Source organism: Arthrobacter sp. LAPM80 (assembly GCF_046736435.1).
GTDB lineage: Bacteria > Actinomycetota > Actinomycetes > Actinomycetales > Micrococcaceae > Specibacter.
In genome coordinates, this window is record NZ_JBCHVD010000001.1 from 201797 (window position 1) to 217531 (window position 15735).

Annotated in this window: 19 protein-coding genes and 1 riboswitch; of the genes, 5 read left to right on the top strand and 14 right to left on the bottom strand. The window is 64.7% G+C overall.

Annotated elements, in window-relative coordinates; all coding sequences use genetic code 11:
- Window positions 1-52: 52 nt before the first annotated feature.
- A complete protein-coding gene (locus AAGW05_RS00865; protein WP_411802573.1) occupies window positions 53-445 on the bottom strand; it encodes a hypothetical protein in 393 nt (130 codons plus the stop codon).
- A gap of 290 nt (window positions 446-735) precedes the next feature.
- Between AAGW05_RS00865 and AAGW05_RS00870 the strand changes: the two genes are divergently transcribed.
- From AAGW05_RS00870 to AAGW05_RS00880, 3 genes are all read left to right on the top strand, one after another.
- Window positions 736-1035: a DUF4193 domain-containing protein gene (locus AAGW05_RS00870; protein WP_411802574.1), complete on the top strand. Its 300-nt coding sequence runs from the start codon at window positions 736-738 to the stop codon at window positions 1033-1035.
- A 76-nt stretch (window positions 1036-1111) separates the two neighbouring features.
- A complete protein-coding gene (locus AAGW05_RS00875) occupies window positions 1112-2770 on the top strand; it encodes an AMP-binding protein (protein ID WP_411802575.1) in 1659 nt (552 codons plus the stop codon).
- Between the two features lie 15 nt (window positions 2771-2785).
- Complete coding sequence (locus AAGW05_RS00880; RefSeq protein WP_411802576.1) at window positions 2786-3181, top strand: YrdB family protein; 396 nt, start codon at window positions 2786-2788, stop codon at window positions 3179-3181.
- A gap of 6 nt (window positions 3182-3187) precedes the next feature.
- Here the strand turns inward: AAGW05_RS00880 and AAGW05_RS00885 are convergent, their stop codons facing one another.
- The 8 genes from AAGW05_RS00885 to AAGW05_RS00920 all read right to left on the bottom strand — a co-directional run bounded on the left by AAGW05_RS00885 (window position 3188) and on the right by AAGW05_RS00920 (window position 11945).
- A complete protein-coding gene (locus tag AAGW05_RS00885; RefSeq protein WP_411802577.1) occupies window positions 3188-3952 on the bottom strand; it encodes a metal-dependent transcriptional regulator in 765 nt (254 codons plus the stop codon).
- A 21-nt stretch (window positions 3953-3973) separates the two neighbouring features.
- Complete coding sequence (locus tag AAGW05_RS00890; RefSeq protein ID WP_411802578.1) at window positions 3974-5224, bottom strand: Nramp family divalent metal transporter; 1251 nt, start codon at window positions 5222-5224, stop codon at window positions 3974-3976.
- A gap of 108 nt (window positions 5225-5332) precedes the next feature.
- Window positions 5333-6103: a class I SAM-dependent methyltransferase gene (locus AAGW05_RS00895; RefSeq protein ID WP_411802579.1), complete on the bottom strand. Its 771-nt coding sequence runs from the start codon at window positions 6101-6103 to the stop codon at window positions 5333-5335.
- A gap of 182 nt (window positions 6104-6285) precedes the next feature.
- A complete protein-coding gene (locus AAGW05_RS00900) occupies window positions 6286-7698 on the bottom strand; it encodes an aminotransferase class V-fold PLP-dependent enzyme (protein WP_411802580.1) in 1413 nt (470 codons plus the stop codon).
- Window positions 7699-7740: 42 nt separating this feature from the next.
- Window positions 7741-7854, bottom strand: a riboswitch (SAM riboswitch).
- A gap of 141 nt (window positions 7855-7995) precedes the next feature.
- Window positions 7996-8811, bottom strand: a complete 816-nt coding sequence (gene hisN, locus AAGW05_RS00905; RefSeq protein WP_411802581.1) for a histidinol-phosphatase — start codon at window positions 8809-8811, stop codon at window positions 7996-7998.
- Between the two features lie 176 nt (window positions 8812-8987).
- Window positions 8988-10106 carry a ribosome small subunit-dependent GTPase A gene (rsgA, locus tag AAGW05_RS00910; RefSeq protein ID WP_411802582.1) on the bottom strand — a complete coding sequence of 373 codons (1119 nt, stop codon included), beginning with the start codon at window positions 10104-10106 and terminating at the stop codon, window positions 8988-8990.
- Between the two features lie 3 nt (window positions 10107-10109).
- Entirely contained in the window at window positions 10110-11423 is a 1314-nt protein-coding gene (aroA, locus tag AAGW05_RS00915; protein WP_411802583.1) for a 3-phosphoshikimate 1-carboxyvinyltransferase, read from the bottom strand.
- A gap of 6 nt (window positions 11424-11429) precedes the next feature.
- Window positions 11430-11945, bottom strand: a complete 516-nt coding sequence (locus tag AAGW05_RS00920) for a DoxX family protein (protein ID WP_411802584.1) — start codon at window positions 11943-11945, stop codon at window positions 11430-11432.
- Window positions 11946-12254: 309 nt separating this feature from the next.
- Here AAGW05_RS00920 and AAGW05_RS00925 point away from each other — a divergent pair, with 309 nt between their 5' ends.
- Together AAGW05_RS00925 and rsrA are read left to right on the top strand one after the other, a co-directional pair.
- Window positions 12255-13061 carry a sigma-70 family RNA polymerase sigma factor gene (locus AAGW05_RS00925; protein ID WP_411802585.1) on the top strand — a complete coding sequence of 269 codons (807 nt, stop codon included), beginning with the start codon at window positions 12255-12257 and terminating at the stop codon, window positions 13059-13061.
- Window positions 13062-13063: 2 nt separating this feature from the next.
- Window positions 13064-13324, top strand: coding sequence for a mycothiol system anti-sigma-R factor (gene rsrA / locus AAGW05_RS00930; RefSeq protein ID WP_411802586.1), 261 nt, complete (start codon window positions 13064-13066; stop codon window positions 13322-13324).
- On the opposite strand, the gene AAGW05_RS00935 is transcribed toward rsrA, so the two are convergent.
- From AAGW05_RS00935 to AAGW05_RS00955, 5 genes are all read right to left on the bottom strand, one after another.
- Window positions 13321-13860: a group III truncated hemoglobin gene (locus AAGW05_RS00935; protein ID WP_411802587.1), complete on the bottom strand. Its 540-nt coding sequence runs from the start codon at window positions 13858-13860 to the stop codon at window positions 13321-13323. The two genes, rsrA and AAGW05_RS00935, sit on opposite strands and share 4 nt — an antisense overlap.
- A 4-nt stretch (window positions 13861-13864) precedes the next feature.
- Window positions 13865-14332, bottom strand: coding sequence for a hypothetical protein (locus AAGW05_RS00940; protein WP_411802588.1), 468 nt, complete (start codon window positions 14330-14332; stop codon window positions 13865-13867).
- A 182-nt stretch (window positions 14333-14514) separates the two neighbouring features.
- On the bottom strand, window positions 14515-14589 hold the full coding sequence (locus tag AAGW05_RS00945; protein WP_411802843.1) for a 50S ribosomal protein bL37: 75 nt from the start codon (window positions 14587-14589) through the stop codon (window positions 14515-14517).
- 63 nt (window positions 14590-14652) lie between these two features.
- Window positions 14653-14874 carry a hypothetical protein gene (locus tag AAGW05_RS00950; RefSeq protein ID WP_411802589.1) on the bottom strand — a complete coding sequence of 74 codons (222 nt, stop codon included), beginning with the start codon at window positions 14872-14874 and terminating at the stop codon, window positions 14653-14655.
- A 235-nt stretch (window positions 14875-15109) separates the two neighbouring features.
- Window positions 15110-15709 (bottom strand): GDSL-type esterase/lipase family protein, encoded by a 600-nt coding sequence (locus tag AAGW05_RS00955; protein WP_411802590.1) that lies wholly within the window; start codon window positions 15707-15709, stop codon window positions 15110-15112.
- Window positions 15710-15735: the final 26 nt, after the last annotated feature.

The following is a 15735-nucleotide window of genomic DNA, read 5'->3' on the forward strand; positions in this document are numbered from 1 at the left end:
GCCAACCAACCCTGCCCGGTCCGGGCGCTGAACTAGGTGCATCGGTGCCTGCTTAAGAGTCCTGGGAATCGACGATGCCCCGGAAACGGCTGCCCACGCCGTCGTACTCGCTGCGGCGCCAGCCGGCAGGGGGAGCGGGAAGCTCGTCGGTTTCATGGAAGTCGCAAATGACGAAGGTGAACTCCGGCCACCACTTCTTCGGCCGGGCAACCTCGATGAAATCGCAGAGGTAGCAACGCAGATCGACCCATACAGGGCGCTTGCCGGTGGAATTCTCCCTTGACTGTGCCAGCCACGCCGGGGGAGTGGCGTCCATGGCAGCAACATCGGCAGCGCTCATGCGCGAAGGAATGCCGTTGCGGGCCGCCATTTCCGGGGGAATGTTCAGGGCCTGGGCCACCTGCCGGCGGTTGAGTGAAGAGTGGGGAGAAGAGTAGTTTGCCATGTTCTCTCAAGGATAAGCCGCAGCGGGCCTGGTGGCGATTCTCGGGTGCTCGCACAGGGGCGGAGAGCACAATTTTCGCACCGCCACGAGGGTGAGAATGGCCACGTTGTGGCATGCGTTCGAAGAAAATGTGAAAAAAAACCGCCAGAAGTCAGCATTTTTCCAAACCTTACCCTATGCTGTGGGAAAACATCGGGGTTTTAAGGGCGCAAATCGAGCTTTGAAGGGCTATGATGAGGCGCTGAAACACCCAGCTGATACCACGAACACCTCAGGAGTTTGAAAACCGCATGGCAACGGATTACGACGCACCCCGCAACAAGGACGAAGACCACGAGACAGAGTCGCTTCAGGCGCTCCAGGTTCAGCGTGGCGGTGCACAGACGGCGCACATTGACGTCGAAGATTCAGATACGGCCGAAGGCACAGACCTGCCCGGCGCCGACCTCTCCAACGAGGAACTCATCATCCAGGTCATCCCGGCCCAGGACGACGAGTTCACTTGTGCCTCCTGCTTCCTGGTCCGCCACCGCAGCCAGGTGGCCCGCGAAAAGAACGGGATGTTCTACTGCAAGGACTGCGAAGGCTAAAGAGCAGTCACTGAACTGCGCGGGCTTGGCTGCATCAAGGCAGGGTTGACGCCGGTATGGCGCAAGGGAGCGGGACATGACGGTAAGTGTGCAGGAACTGCTTGACACCTTCGGGGTGCCCGGCGCCAATGCGGCCGGGCTCCTGTGCGACAGGCATCCAGCCGGGGACACGGCCTTTACGGTCATATCCGCGGACCTGTCCGCCGTCGACATCAGCTACGGCGAGCTGCGGGAGAAATCCACGCAGTTCGCCGCTTCCCTTGCATCACTGGGTGTCAAGCAGGGCGACCATGTGGCCACGTTGATGGGCAAGTCGGCCGAGCTTGTCATCGCCCTCCTCGGAATCTGGCGTCTCGGCGCCGTCGACGTTCCCCTCTTTACGGCCTTTGCCCACGACGCCATTGACTTCCGGCTGCGCGCCAGCGCCGCACGCCTGGTAATTTGCGACGCCGACCAGCGCCGCAAGCTGGTGCCGCCCGGTGAAGTCCCCACCGATGCATCCCGGCCCGTGGTGGTGGCCCGCGGCGACGCCTTCGGCTATGACCATTCGCTGGCCGAGATGGTGGCGGGCACGGGGGCCTTTGCCTCCCTCCCGCCGCTGTCTGAAACGCTCGACGGCGGATCGGTTGCCGTGGGTGGTGCGGGCGCACTCGTCCAGCTGTTTACCTCAGGCACAACAGGGATGCCCAAGGGAGTCCCCATTCCGCTGCGTGCCGTGGCGTCCTTTGTCGGCTACCACCAGTGGGGTCTGGACGTCCGTGCCGACGACGTGTTCTGGAATGCCGCCGACCCTGGCTGGGCGTATGGACTCTACTTTGCCCTCCTGGCACCCATGGCCGCGGGCAACCGCTCGCTGCTGCTGTCCGCCGGATTCAGCCCCGAGCTGGTGTGGGCCGTCATGGAGAAGTTCGGTGTGAGCAACTTTGCCGCGGCGCCGACCGTCTACAGGTCCCTGCGTGCCGGCTCAAGCGGCGCCCACGGGCACACGCTGCGCCGTGCCTCAAGTGCGGGGGAACCGCTGACCCCTGACGTCATCACCTGGAGCCGCGACGCCTTCGGGCTTGAAGTGCGGGACCACTACGGCCAAACCGAACTTGGCATGGTGGCGGGCAACGCCTGGGCCGAGAATCTTCAAGCGCCCCTGCGGCCCGGCTCCATGGGAGTTCCGCTGCCAGGGTGGAGCATGGACGTGCTGGCCGATGACAGTGAGGAACGCACTGCCGACGGCGAATCCGGCCGGATTGCCCTCAATGTTCCCGAAAGCCCCTTCATGTGGTTCACCGCCTACGTGGACGGACCCCTGAAAACTGCGGAACGTTTCAGTTCCGACGGAAAATGGTACTTCACCGGCGAAGCCGGGCGCCGGGACGGCGACGGCTTCATCTACTTTTCCTCCCGCGACGACGACGTCGTCATCATGGCCGGATACCGCATCGGGCCCTTCGATGTTGAATCGGTGCTCGTGGCCCATCCTGGGGTGGCCGAAGCGGCCGTCATCGGCACCCCCGACGACATCCGCGGTGAGGTCCTTGAAGCATTTGTGGTGCTGGATGATCCGGCACTGGCATCCGAGGAGCTCGTTGTGGAACTGCAGCAACTGGTCAAGACCCGGTTCGCGGCCCATGCGTACCCGCGGCGCATTCACTTTATTGACGAACTGCCCAAGACGCCAAGTGGCAAGGTCCAGCGCTACATGCTGCGCCAAAATCGTGCTGCCATGACGGACCTTGGCTAGGGGCGCGGGAGAACAGTGGGAAATCGCAGAGCAACAGACGCCAGTACCATGGGCATTGGCGCCGGCACGGCCACCTCCGCCGTCGGCGTGGCCACCATGGTCCTGGCCTTTGTCCTTGAAGTGGCCATGATTGCCGCATTCCTGTTTTGGGGTTTCAAGCAGGCAGGTCCGTGGAACCTTGTGCTGGGGATCGGGGTACCGGCCGTCGTTGCAGTCTTTTGGGGCGCCTTCATGGCCCCGCGCAGTGAACGGCGCCTGCCCGAAAAAGCTGTCGGCGGGGTGTCACTTGGACTTTTCCTTGCAGCCGCCGTTGCCCTGCTCAGCGTCGGCTCGACGATGCTGGGCGTCCTCATGGCCCTTGTCTCCGTGGCCCAGTTCGCCGCATCCCGTTTCGTGGATGGCCGGCGCTAAGACGGGCTAGTGGGCCGCCGTGTGGGGATTCATGAGGGAGCCGCCCGTCAGATCCGAAACGATGCACTCCGGATGCACTCCCACCGATGCCAGCCACAGGGAGGCGGCAACCTCCGCACCCAAGGTCAGGGGTCCGGCGTCGTGCGTGGAACCATCGGAAGCAAGGAGGCTGACCTGCAGGCCCGCGCCAAAACGGGGCCGGCCCAGCACCGTGAGGGGGGTGTCCAGGCCGATGCCGATGGATTCCAGGTGGCGCAGGAGTTCGGGGTCGTGGTCGCTGATGCGGCTGATGCGGCCCGTGTGGCCGGCGTCGAGCTCGTCGAGGCGGTGCGACGGGGCCATGGTGATGCGGCCCGCGGCGTCGGGAATGGGATCGCCGTGGGGGTCACGGACGGGGTGGCCGAGCTTGGCGCTCATGCGTTCAATGAAATGTTCCGATACGGCGTGCTCGAGGTGTTCGGCCTCGTCGTGGACCTCATCCCAGGTGTAGCCGAGCTCGCGGACCAAATACGTTTCCAGGAGCCTGTGCCGGCGCACCATTGACAGGGCCAGCGCCAGGCCCTCCGGCGTCAGGTGGATGGGGCTGTAGGGCTGGTGGTCGACGAGTCCCTGGTCCTTGAGCTTGCGCACCATTTCGGAAACCGAGGAATTTGCCACGCCGAGCCGGGTTGCCAGGGCCGTAGAGGTGATGGGCTTGTCCTGCCATTCCGTGTAGGCATAGATGACCTTGACGTAGTCTTCAATGCTGGAGGAGGTGGCTGGTGGTTTCACCCTCCAAGCCTACCCGCTCTGTCAGGCATGGCCGGTGAACGTCAGCCACAGCAGGAGCGCGTTCAGGGCAATGATGAGCCCAACGCTGACAAGGGACGACAGGCGCAGGGCCAGGCCGTCGCGGTGTTCGCCCATGACCTCCCGGCTCGATGTCAGCCGCAGGAGCGGGATGAGGGCAAAGGGGATGCCGAAGCTCAGCACGATCTGGCTCACGATCAGCGCCCACGTCGGGTCCACCCCGACAGAGAGTAGGATGATTGCCGGTATCAGGCTGACCATCCGCCGGGTCATCAGCGGGATGCGGATGTGCAGCAGCCCATTCATGATGGTGGCCCCGGCGTGGGCGCCCACCGATGTTGAGGCCAGGCCGGAGGCCAGCAGCCCCACGGCAAAGACGACGCCGATGACCGGGCCGAGGTGTTCGACGATAGCTGCGTGTGCACCCTCGATGGTGTCGGTGCCGGAAATTCCGCCCAGCGTGGAGGCGGCCAGCAACAGCATGCCGATGTTTACGGCCCCGGCAAGCAGGAGCGCGATGATCACATCGACACGGGTGGCCTTGATGATCTGCCGCAGCCGCTCAGGGGTGCTGCGTGCGTCGGGGTGGCGGTCCTTGGCCAGCTGGGAGTGAAGGTAGATGGCGTGCGGCATCACCGTTGCGCCGAGCATCCCCGCGGCAAGCAACACGCTGTTGGCACCCTGGAACCGTGGGACAAGGCCGCCAAGCACTCCGGCCGGATCCGGGGGACTGAGCACAAGGCCGGCAAGGAAGCCGATCGATATGATGACGAGCAGGACGATGATGATGCCCTCGAATTGCCGCTGTCCACGCCGGTTCTGCACGCTAAGCAGCGCCATCGATGCGATGCCCACAATAAGGCCGCCCACCGGCAGTGGTACCTGAAACAACAAGTACAGCGCGATGGCCCCGCCCACTACTTCGGCGAGATCCGTGGCCATGGCAACCAGCTCGGCCTGGGCCCAGTACAGGCGCCGGCTGCGGGTCGTGAAGCGCGCACCCAGATGTTCGGGAAGGGACTTGCCTGTCACGACACCCAGTTTGGCTGATTGGTATTGGACAAGCATGGCCATCAGGTTCGCAGCGAGAAGAACCCATACGAGCAGGTAGCCGAAGCTTGCGCCCGATGTCAGGTTGGCTGCGACATTGCCGGGGTCAACGTAGGCGATGGCCGCCACAAAGGCAGGTCCCAGCAGCAGGAACAGGCCTCCGCGCGGCCTGCGCAGCGGCTTTGCCTTGAGTGTGTCGAGCACTAGCCAACCTTTCCATCTGCCTAAATCAAATATTTAGGCATACCGAAATCATAGGCTTAGTGTGATGCCGTTGTCGAGGCGCCCCGGCGGCCCGGGTGCGGTGTAGGCTTAGAGCCTGCGTGTCCGCCAGGTCTGGGCCACATAGGGCAGCTGGAGTTCCTCGCCGGGAACATGGCCCAGATGCTCCAACAGGTACCACTGCAAATTGCCCATGACCTTGGCCCGCACTGGTTCCGATGCCTTGAGGTAGTAGCTGCGCGACTGGGCCAGCTCCATGATCTCCTCGGGTGTCAGCGTCTGCGCCCACTGTGTTTCGTGAGGCTCCGCCGGGGCGAATTCAGGGCCGACCGCAGGACGGAAGTCAGGCTTGTGGACGTCGCCTGCGTGCATGATCCGGGCCAACCGGTGGACCCAGGGAAGTCCGACGTCGAGCTGGTTCCAGACCAGCCCGAGCACTCCGCCGGGACGCAGCACCCGGGCAATTTCGGTGCTTGCCGCCAGGGGGTCGAACCAATGCCAGGCCTGTGCGACAACGGCCAGATCCACTGTTGCATCGTCCAGCCCCAGGTGTTCGGCGGTGCCCACAAGGGTGCGGACCTGCGGCAGGTTGGCCCCGAGCTGTGCGAGCATGTCAGCCGATGGGTCGACGGCGGCAAGGTTCCATTCGTGCTGTGCGAGCAGCTGCGTGTACTTGCCCGTTCCTGCGCCGACGTCCAGGGCGTCGCGGACGGGAATTCTTGCACCCTCCAGCAACCACTGAAGGGATTCGGCAGGGTAGCCCGGACGGATCTTGTCGTAGTGGCGCCCGCCCTCAAGGAAAGCCGCGGCCATGTCCCTGCGCCGTTCCGCGTCAAAAACCGGTCCGCCTGTGCCTGCCATGGTGCTCCTGAAAAGTTGTGCCGGATGTGCCGTTCAACTTTACCCGCCCCCCAAACGCTCGGTTACATTCGGTGCTTGTTGTGGCAACGCTCGGTTGGTTGATAACCGAGCGTCTGCTGCAAACCCGCAGAAAGTAACCGAGCGTCTGGCGCAAGCAGACCGAAAGTAACCGAGCGTCTGGGTTAGGCGGCGGCGCAGGGGGCTGCGCCCGCGGTGCCCGGGGTGTTCGGCGCCCATTCGGGGTAGGACCTGTTGTCGTTGGCGGGTACCCAGCGGCCGGCGTCAACGACGTAGTCCCAGCCCAATCCGTCACGCAGCAAGGTGGTGATGCCGTCAATGAGCCGCTGCGCATCCTCGCTGCGGGATCCGACACCAAAGCTTGCCCGCAGGGATCCGGAGGGAAGGCCGAGGCGGTTCAGCAGCGGGTGGGCGCAGAACTTGCCGTCGCGCACGCCCACGCCGTGCTCGGCGGAAAGGTATGCGGCGACCAGTCCGGCGTCGTACCCGGTGACCGAGAAGTTCACGACGCCGATGCTGCCGCAGCCAGGGTGGGTGGCGGAGTCGGAGAACAGGGAGTGGACGTTGACGCCGTCGAGCGCCTCGAAGCCTGCCACGAGGTGGGCGCGCAGGAGCTGTTCGTGGTTGTGCCAGTCGTCCGCGTCAAGGCCGGCAAGGACGGTGGCTGCCTTGGCCAGGGTTGCGGCGCCGAGGACGTTGGGGGAGCCGGCCTCGTGGCGGGCGGGGCCGTCGGTCCAGGTGGTCGATTCGAGCCGGACCTCCCGCACGGCGCCGCCGCCGGCGAGGTGGGGTGTGCCGGCATCGAGCCAGTCGGGTCGGCCAACCAAGACGCCTGAACCAAACGGCGCATAGAGCTTGTGGCCCGAGAATGCCAGGTAATCGATGCCGCTGGCAGTCAGGTCAATGCGGCGGTGCGGGGCCAGCTGGGCGGCGTCGACCACGATGCGTGCCCCGTATTGGTGGGCCAGGGCGGCCAGTTCCGCCACAGGGAGCACCTCGCCCGTGACATTCGAGGCACCCGTGACGGCCAGCAGAAGGACGTTTCCGGCGCGCAGCTGCGTCTCAACGCGGGCAAGGGTCGCGGCGATCGATGAGCCGGCGACGACGGATCGGTGCGGCAGCGCCTGCCACGGCAGCAGGTTCGCGTGGTGCTCCAGGTCCAGGTACAGCACCTCGCCATGTGCGTTGGAACGGCCCTCGACGTAGCCGCGCTGCTTGAGGATGCTGTCGACGCAGCCGGCCAAGAGGTTCAGTGAGTCCGTCGTGTTGCGGGTGAAGATGACGGTGTCGTCCTCACGCGCGCGCACAAATTCAGCCACAATGCGGCGCGCATTTTCATACACGGATGTGCTGACCTGCGAGGCGAATCCGGCCCCGCGGTGCACACTGGCGTAGTAGGGGAGCACCTCGTTCAGGTGGGCGGCCACCTCTTCGACGGCCGGGGCCGACGCCGCGTAGTCGAGGTTGGCGTACCGCACGTGGCCGCCCTGGATCAGCGGGGCGGCCAGATCCTGGCCCACGACCGGCAGCAGGGGTGAGTCGGCGAGGGTGGTCTTTTCCAACAGGGCATGGCTCATGAAAAAATTCCTTCAACGGAAGGACCCCTGGCGCTGCCAAGGAGTCCGCGCTTGCCAAGACCGCTCCGGCCTGGCCAGGTCGTCACCCGGGGCACCCCGCCGCGAAAGGAGGGTTGCCGGCCAGCAAACCGGGGTTTAGCGCTGGCACTCGTGACCTATGCAAAGAAGATTAGCCCAAGATCCGCGCCTGCGCATCTATTACGTTGCGTAACGCGGCGGGCCCGGCGAACGGTGGGAAAAAAGAACGACGGCGGGAGGCCGCCGTCGTTCTTAACCCACCTGTGCTGGGGCGTGGAGCTAGCCCAGAAGGTCATCCCAAGCCGGGTTAAGGCGCTGCAGCACCTCGGTGTGGAGGATGGAATTGGTGGCAAGGGCGTTGCCGCCGAAGGGGCCGTCGGCGCCCTCGAGCGAGGTGAAACGGCCCCCCGCCTCGGTGATGATCGGAACGAGCGCGGCCATGTCGTGGAGGTTGAGTTCGGGCTCGCAGGCGATGTCGACGCTGCCCTCGGCGACCATGCAGTACGACCAGAAATCGCCGTACGCGCGGGTGCGCCAGACGTCGTCGGTGAGGGAGATGAACTCGTCGCGGTTGCCGCGCTCGGCCCAGCCCTTCAGGGACGAGTAGGACATGGAGGCGTCCTTGAGCTCGGAGACGTTGGAGACGCGGATGCGCGTGGCGGCGGCGAGCGACCTGCCCATGTAGGCGCCGGTGCCCTGCGCGGCCCACCAGCGCTTGCCCAGTGCGGGGGCGCTGACCAGCCCGACCACGGGGACGCCGTCGTCAACGAGTGCGATCAGCGTGGCCCAGACGGGGACTCCACGGACGAAGTTCTTTGTGCCGTCGATGGGATCGATGATCCAGCGGCGCGAACCCTGGCCCGTGCTGCCAAACTCCTCGCCCAGGACGGCATCGCGCGGACGTGCCCGGGCCAGCTGACTGCGGATCGACTCCTCTGCGGCCTTGTCCGCATCCGTCACCGGGGTCAGGTCCGGCTTGGTCTCGATGGCCAGGTCAAGGGCCTTGAAACGGGACATGGTGAGGGAATCCACGCTGTCGGCCAGCACGTGGGCCAGGCGGAGGTCGTCGTTGTAGGTCTGGTGTTCGATCGTCATGTAGATCACGCTATCGTGGTTTGCGCCAAACACCCGGTTAGACGCCGGTCGTGGCACCCGAACGCCTGCACAATGCAGGTGGCCCGCTCCGTTATGCGTTGAGTTCGAGGTTGGACCCGGCGCATAAACCGTTATGCGCCGAACCCGGGTGTGAGTCCGGCGCAGAAGAGGACGGGTCAGTCCGTGACGCCCAGTTCCTTTTCAGCGGCCCGGCCCTCTGTCCGATCGCTTGTGCCCAGCAGACGGCGCAGCGAGGCAAGGCGGGCAGGTCCCGACGGACCGGCGTGACCTGCTGCAACGTACGGGTCAAGCCCGCAGTTCACCGCTGCGGTGTCGTGCTTGCAGCCGCGTTCGCAGTCGTCAGTGCCTGGTTGGAGGTCGGGGAAGGCATGCAGGATCCTGTCGGGATCCACATGGGCCAGCCCAAAGGAGCGGATGCCGGGGGTGTCGATGATCCACGAGCCCGGCAGCGCATCCTGCAACTGCAGGGCGAGCGCGGAGGAGGACGTGTGGCGGCCGCGGCCCGTGACGGCATTGACTCCGCCGGTGGCCCGCTGAGAACCTGTCAGGGCATTGACCATGGTTGACTTGCCCACACCCGAATGGCCAACAAGCACACTGACCTTCCCGTCGAGGTAGCCGTGCAGCTGCTCCACCGCGCCGCCAGCGAGCAGTGCGGAGTCGCCGTCGTCGCTGCGCGCATCAATGCCCGAGGCGCCGTCGGCTGCCGTGCGGCTGATGATGACAGTCATGTCCAGATGCTCGTAGTTGGCCAGCAGCTCGGACGGGTCCTTGATGTCTGTCTTGGTGATCAGCAACAGCGGGGCGATGCCTGCGTCGTAGGCGGCAACCAGGGCGCGGTCGATGAAGCCTGTGCGTGGCTCCGGGTTGGCCGCGGCCACGACGATGACAAGCTGGTCCGCGTTGGCCACCACCACCCGCTCGATGGGATCGGTGTCGTCGGCGCTGCGGCGTAGCAGCGTGCGGCGCTCCTCGATGCGCACAAGCCTTGCCAGGGTGTCGGGCTTGCCGGTGGTGTCGCCCACGAGGGATACGAAGTCTCCGGCCACCACGGGATTGCGCCGCAGTTCCCTGGCCCGTGCTGCGATCAGGGTGCGTTCGGAGGGCTGGTTTTCATCCACGATGGCCGTGTAGCGCCCGCGGTCAACCGTGACAATCCGCCCGATGACGGCGTCCTCGTGGGCGGGCCTGTCCTTGGTGCGCGGCCGGCTGCCCTTCTTGTTGGCCCGCACGCGGACATCGGACTCGTCCCAGTTGCTGTAATCCTTTGCCATGTCCTACGCTCCGGCTTTAACCGCCGCGGTCTGTGCGACCATGGCCGCCCACAGTGCAGGGAAGCCGGGCATGGTTTTTGCCGTGGTGGCAATGTTTTCAACCTCGACGCCGGGCACCGCCAGCCCGATGATCGCGCCGGCCGTCGCCATGCGGTGGTCATGGTAGCTGTGGAACACTCCGGCCCGCAGGGGAGCGGGGTTGATGATCAGCCCGTCCTCGGTCTCCTTGGCATCCCCGCCCAGGGCGTTGATCTCGGCAACGAGTGCGGCCAGTCGGTCGGTTTCGTGGCCGCGCAGGTGCGATATGCCGCGAAGGCGCGACGGGGTCGAGGCCAAGGCGCAAATGGCGGCCGTCGACGGTGCGAGCTCAGAGGTGTCCGAGATGTCAACACCGCGGATTTCCGCGCCACCCGTGACTGTCAAGACGCCGTCGTCAAGGGTCACCGTTGCACCGAACTGAGGCAGGATTTCACGCCATTTGTCGCCCACCTGGGTGGTGTTGGCCGGCCAGTTCGGGATGCGCACTGTGCCACGGGTGGCCAATGCTGCGGCAAGGAAGGGGCCGGCGTTGGAGAGGTCCTGCTCAAGCACGACGTCGAACGCGGCAATGGGGCCGGGCTGCACAATCCAGTGGCCCGGGGTGGAGTCATCCACCACAACGCCCCGTGAGCGCAGGATTTCAACTGTCATGGAAATGTGGTCGACGCTGGGCACCGAATCGCCCATGTGTTCAAGGTGCAGGCCCTTGGCGAAACGGGCGGCAACGAGCAGCATTGCCGAGATGAACTGGGATGAGCCGCCGGCATCGATCTTTACGTGGCCGCCGGCAACAGAGCCTGTGCCGTGGACAGTGAACGGCAAGAAGCCGTCGCCGCCGTTCTCGACCCCCACGCCGAGGCCTTCCAACGCAACTACGACGGGACCCATGGGGCGCACCCGGGCCGCGGGGTCGCCGTCGAACTTCACGGCGCCGGAAACGAGCGCGGCAAGAGGGGGGACGAAGCGCATGACGGTGCCGGCCAGGCCGCAGTCCACCGCGATCGGGGTGGAAGCGGTGAAGCCAGTCGGGATGGGGGCGACGATGAGGTCCGGGACCTCGCCGCTGCCGGGAACCTCGGTGATGGTGGCGCCCAGTGCGCGCAGGGCACCGATCATCAGGTCGGAGTCACGGGACTGGAGGGGGGCACGCAGGCGGGATTCGCCGTCGGCAATGGCCGCGAGCACAAGATACCTGTTGGTCAACGATTTGGAGGCCGGAATGGTGACTGTAGCGTCCAGGGGTGTTGCAGAAAATGGCGCGGGCCAAGGGGCGGTCATCTGTAATTACTGTCCTGTCACGTCGTGGGCGAGCGCGCGGACCGTCTTGTCCGCATTCTTCAGCTGGGTCTTGGCGGTCTTCTTGCCGCTCTCAATGAACTTTTCGGTGCGCCAGGCCAGGCCCGGCCGCCCCGCCGTGTCAACGCTGGCCAGCAGGGCGCCGCCGATCAGGCCGATGTTCCGGCTCAACTGCTTGCGGCGGTGGGAGCGGTTTTCCTTGGTCGTCGTGTCGGCACTGCGATACTCCACCAACGTTGTCAGCCCTGCCGTCACGGCAAGCACGACGGCGGCGGGCCGGGTGAACTTCCCGCTCGCCAGCAGCACGCCGGCACCCACTTGGGTTCCGGCGAGCAGGCGGGCGAGGGTTTTCTCGCTCGCCGCCATGGGCAGGGCAGCGCTTAGAGGGCGCAGGACCGGTGCCAACTGCGCGGCGGTGGCGTCGGCGTGGCGCAGCCGGTCGATACCGGCGAGGATGAACGAGGACGCCAACATGGGGCGGGCGAGTGCGCGAACAATGGACAAGGAAGCCTCCTTATAGTTGCTGACAGCCATGCCAAGGCGGGCTGGGCCGCACCCCGGAAGGCTCATGCTGTCTACAAGTCTCCCACGACTGTCCCGCTCGGGCGGAGTTTTGCCGCTTTCTGCGGAATATCCGACGGCGCATCCCTGTTGAGAAGGTTAGTGGAGGCTCCGGACGGGGCCGGCCAGGCGACTTCCGTCTCTGCGGTTGAAGCGGCAATGGGACGAACGAAAGCTTACGGAAAGGCGGCAATGCAGACACTGAGCGAAGCGGCACCCCTGAAGCTGAGTCTGAGCATAGACTCATCAGTAATGAACATTTCCGAGCCTGAGCAAAACCATAACCAGGCGGCTGCCGGTGCCGACGCCGCCAAGGGAGCAACGCCGGCCACTGACGTGCCCGCGGTTGCCGAGCCTGCCGTTGCCGAGCCTGCCGAAACGGGCGCAGGTGCGCCGGGGGACGCCGTCGTTCCCGACGAGCTGCCCAAACGGGTCACCGACACAGGAGACGTCGACGTTGCCAATGAAACCCCCGAGGCCAGGCGCGCGCGCTTCGAACGCGATGCCATGGTCTACGTGGATCAGCTCTATTCGGCGGCCATGCGCATGGCCCGCAATCCAAGCGACGCCGAGGACCTGGTCCAGGAGGCCTACACCAAGGCGTTTTCGGCGTTTCACCAGTACAAACCCGGCACAAACCTGAAGGCCTGGCTGTATCGGATCCTGACCAATACGTACATCAACCTGTACCGCAAGCGACAGCGTGAACCCTTGCAGTCGAACACGGACACCATCGAGGACTGGCAACTTGCCAGGGCTGAATCGCACACCTCACGCGGACTGCGCTCGGCCGAGGCCGACGCGCTTGACCATCTCCCTGACTCTGACGTCAAGAGCGCATTACAGGCCATCCCGGAGGAATTCCGGCTTGCTGTCTACTTTGCCGATGTCGAGGGATTTGCCTACAAGGAAATCTCGGAAATCATGAACACCCCCATCGGAACCGTCATGTCGCGGCTGCACAGGGGGCGGAAGCTCTTGCGGGACATGTTGGCCGACTACGCCGTGGAACGCGGCTATGTCAAGGAAACCAACCAAATGACTGAAACGGAGAAATAATCATGGGCGACTGCCAAAGCCTGGGCGATTGCGAAGACCAACGCATCGCGCGAATTTATGAATACCTTGACGGCGCGCTGTCCCACGAGGATCTCGGCGAGATCAAGGCGCACCTTGACAGCTGCACCGACTGTGCCGGGGAATATGATCTCGAGTGCGTCATCCGCACGGTCGTGAAGCGTTCCTGCAAGGAAGCAGCTCCCGAGACACTCAAGGCCGCCATTCTTGCGCGCCTGCATGCCGGCAAGCCCGCCGCAGTCTAGCTTTCCCTGCGCTGTTCGGACGAGGCTTCTTCCGCGTCAGGCCGCGTGGATATGGTGCTGAACTGGCTTGAGGACCTGCCTGTCACCCGGCGGTGCATCGAGCCGGCAATCACGTGGGCCTGGGCCTTGGCCAGTTCCGCCTTCTCGCCGGCAAAAAGGTCATCCACCGTGGCTGTCCACAGTTTCAGCCACCGGTTGAAGTGTTCCAGCGTCAGCGGTTCCTTGGCATTGATGTCGAAGTGGACCTTGAGCGCATTCCGGTTGTAGAGCCCGGCCTTGAAAAGCACCGTTTGCCAAAAATCGGCCATAATGGGCATGTGCCCGGCCAGGTCCATATGCACGACATCTGTGAAGATGTGCCCGATCAAATCGTCGGCAAACGCGCTCGTGTAAAACCTCTCCACGAGGAGCACGAGGTCGGCCCTGTCGGCGATGTCCCTTCGCTGCTTCCCCGGGTCCGGCGTTAGCGCCGCCCGTGCCTCATAGGCGTCAAGGTCCGACGCCGTTCGTCCGAATTTCCGCGCCGCGTCCGTCATGGTGCTACGCCGCCACTGCCATCACTACCAGAATGCCCGCCACCGGCAGGGCAACGGCCTTGACCACTTCGGCGCTGATGTAGGCAATGTGCGTGAGGGTGGCGACCTTGGCCTTCACGGCAGTGGACCCGCTCTCTGTCAGCGCCGTTTCCGACAGCGCCCTGGTGCGCCGCCCCATAACCGGGCGCAGCACCACTGCCTGCAGCGCCAGCGCCACGATGGCCAGGGCCAGGCAGATACCTGCGGGGACGCCAACGAGGTCCTGCCGTTGGGTCCAGGCGCCCAGAATGGCAACCGCCATGGCCGCCTCCACCAGATTCAGCACCTTGAAAACCAGCCGGCCAATGCCCACACCCAGCGCGTGGGTCATACCGGGGGCACGGAACTTCAGGGGTGTTTCAATGAAGGAGATGGCCACGATCATGCCAAACCAGGTGAACGGCAGCATGGCGAGCAGTACAACGGCGGTCATTTCCTGGCTTCCTCCTCGGGCGGGAACTATTCCAGCTTATCCGTGGATGGCACTGATGCGGGCCACTGGGTTGCCTGCTTCGTCACAGGACCATGTCCGGTTTCTTTCCGGGCCTGCGCCGGGCAAAGCAAAAGCCCGCGTCACCGGGTGGTGATGCGGGCTTTTGTTGTATAAGTCAAGACTTACGTGTTGGGACGCTTACCGTGGTTAGCGCCGCCACGCTTACGATCCCGACGCTTACGTGAACGCTTCGACATAGCTGCCTCCAATCATCTTAAAGATCTTCAAAACCGATCCGCATCTAGTTTCGCATAAGTGGCTCACGTGCACCTAACTGAACGGGTGCCAACGCTGGTTGCCGGGCACTGTGCACGCCTCGGGGCCGGTGCCGCGGCCGGGTCCAGGACTGCCTGGATGGTCGCAAGCGCCAGGTCATCCAGGCCGTTGCGCGAGGGGTGGATCCGCAGGTCAACGCGCACATTGTCGCTGAAATGCTGCAGCGCGAACGCCGCCTCCTGCAAGTTGACCAGGCGCTGCTGCATCTGAGGGCCAATGGCTGCCCGTCGATCTCACAGACTCCTGTTATTTCCAGTTCCTACGGTTCACCGGTGGACCATGTTTGCTCGTTCATGACCTCTCCTTGTTCGCGTTATATCGCGAAACCGCCGGAGCTCCGCCGTCGTGCTGCTTAAACAGCTGACCCGCAGGAAACGGAAAAAACAGCCCAAAACCGGGATTTTTCGTCGTTTGCTGCGGGTCAATTGGAGAGGGCGGAGGTTAAGCGGCTTCGGGGATCTCAAGCCACTGGTACCAGCCGCGGTGCAGCACAAGCCACGCCATGAGCCCGTAACCGGCCTGGCCGGGGGAGCCCGCGTTGGCCGCGACGTCGTTGCGCCACTGCTCGTGGTTTTGCAGTGGCGCAAAGGTGTCGACGTAGTGGTGCTTGCGGCGCGTTGTCACGTCGGCGAAGGCAGCATTGAGCTCCGCCAGCTTGCGGTTCAGCGCCGGGTCCAGCGACGGCGGGGGGCCAACCACAAACACCGGGATGTTCAGCTGGGTCGCGCCGTCGAGGATGTTGGCAAGGTTCAGCCGGCTCCGCGCCGTGGACAGCCCGTACTCGATGTCGCGCCCCGAGAGGCCGATGACGAGGCGGTTCTCATGGAAGTCGTCAAAGCGGCGGCCGGCCTCATGGAGCCAGCGCCCCGCCAGCGCCTCGGTGCCCTCCTTGGGGGAGGCCAGCACAAAGGTCTCCACCGAAACCGAATCCGAAGGAGTCCTCGCCAGCACCCGGCCCAACCAGCCCAAAGCGCGGGGGTCGCCCACACCGGCCACCAATTCATCCCCCACAGCGACTATTCGCAGTTCCCGCTTCTCCACGGTGCCCCTCTTCCTTGTGCACGAAA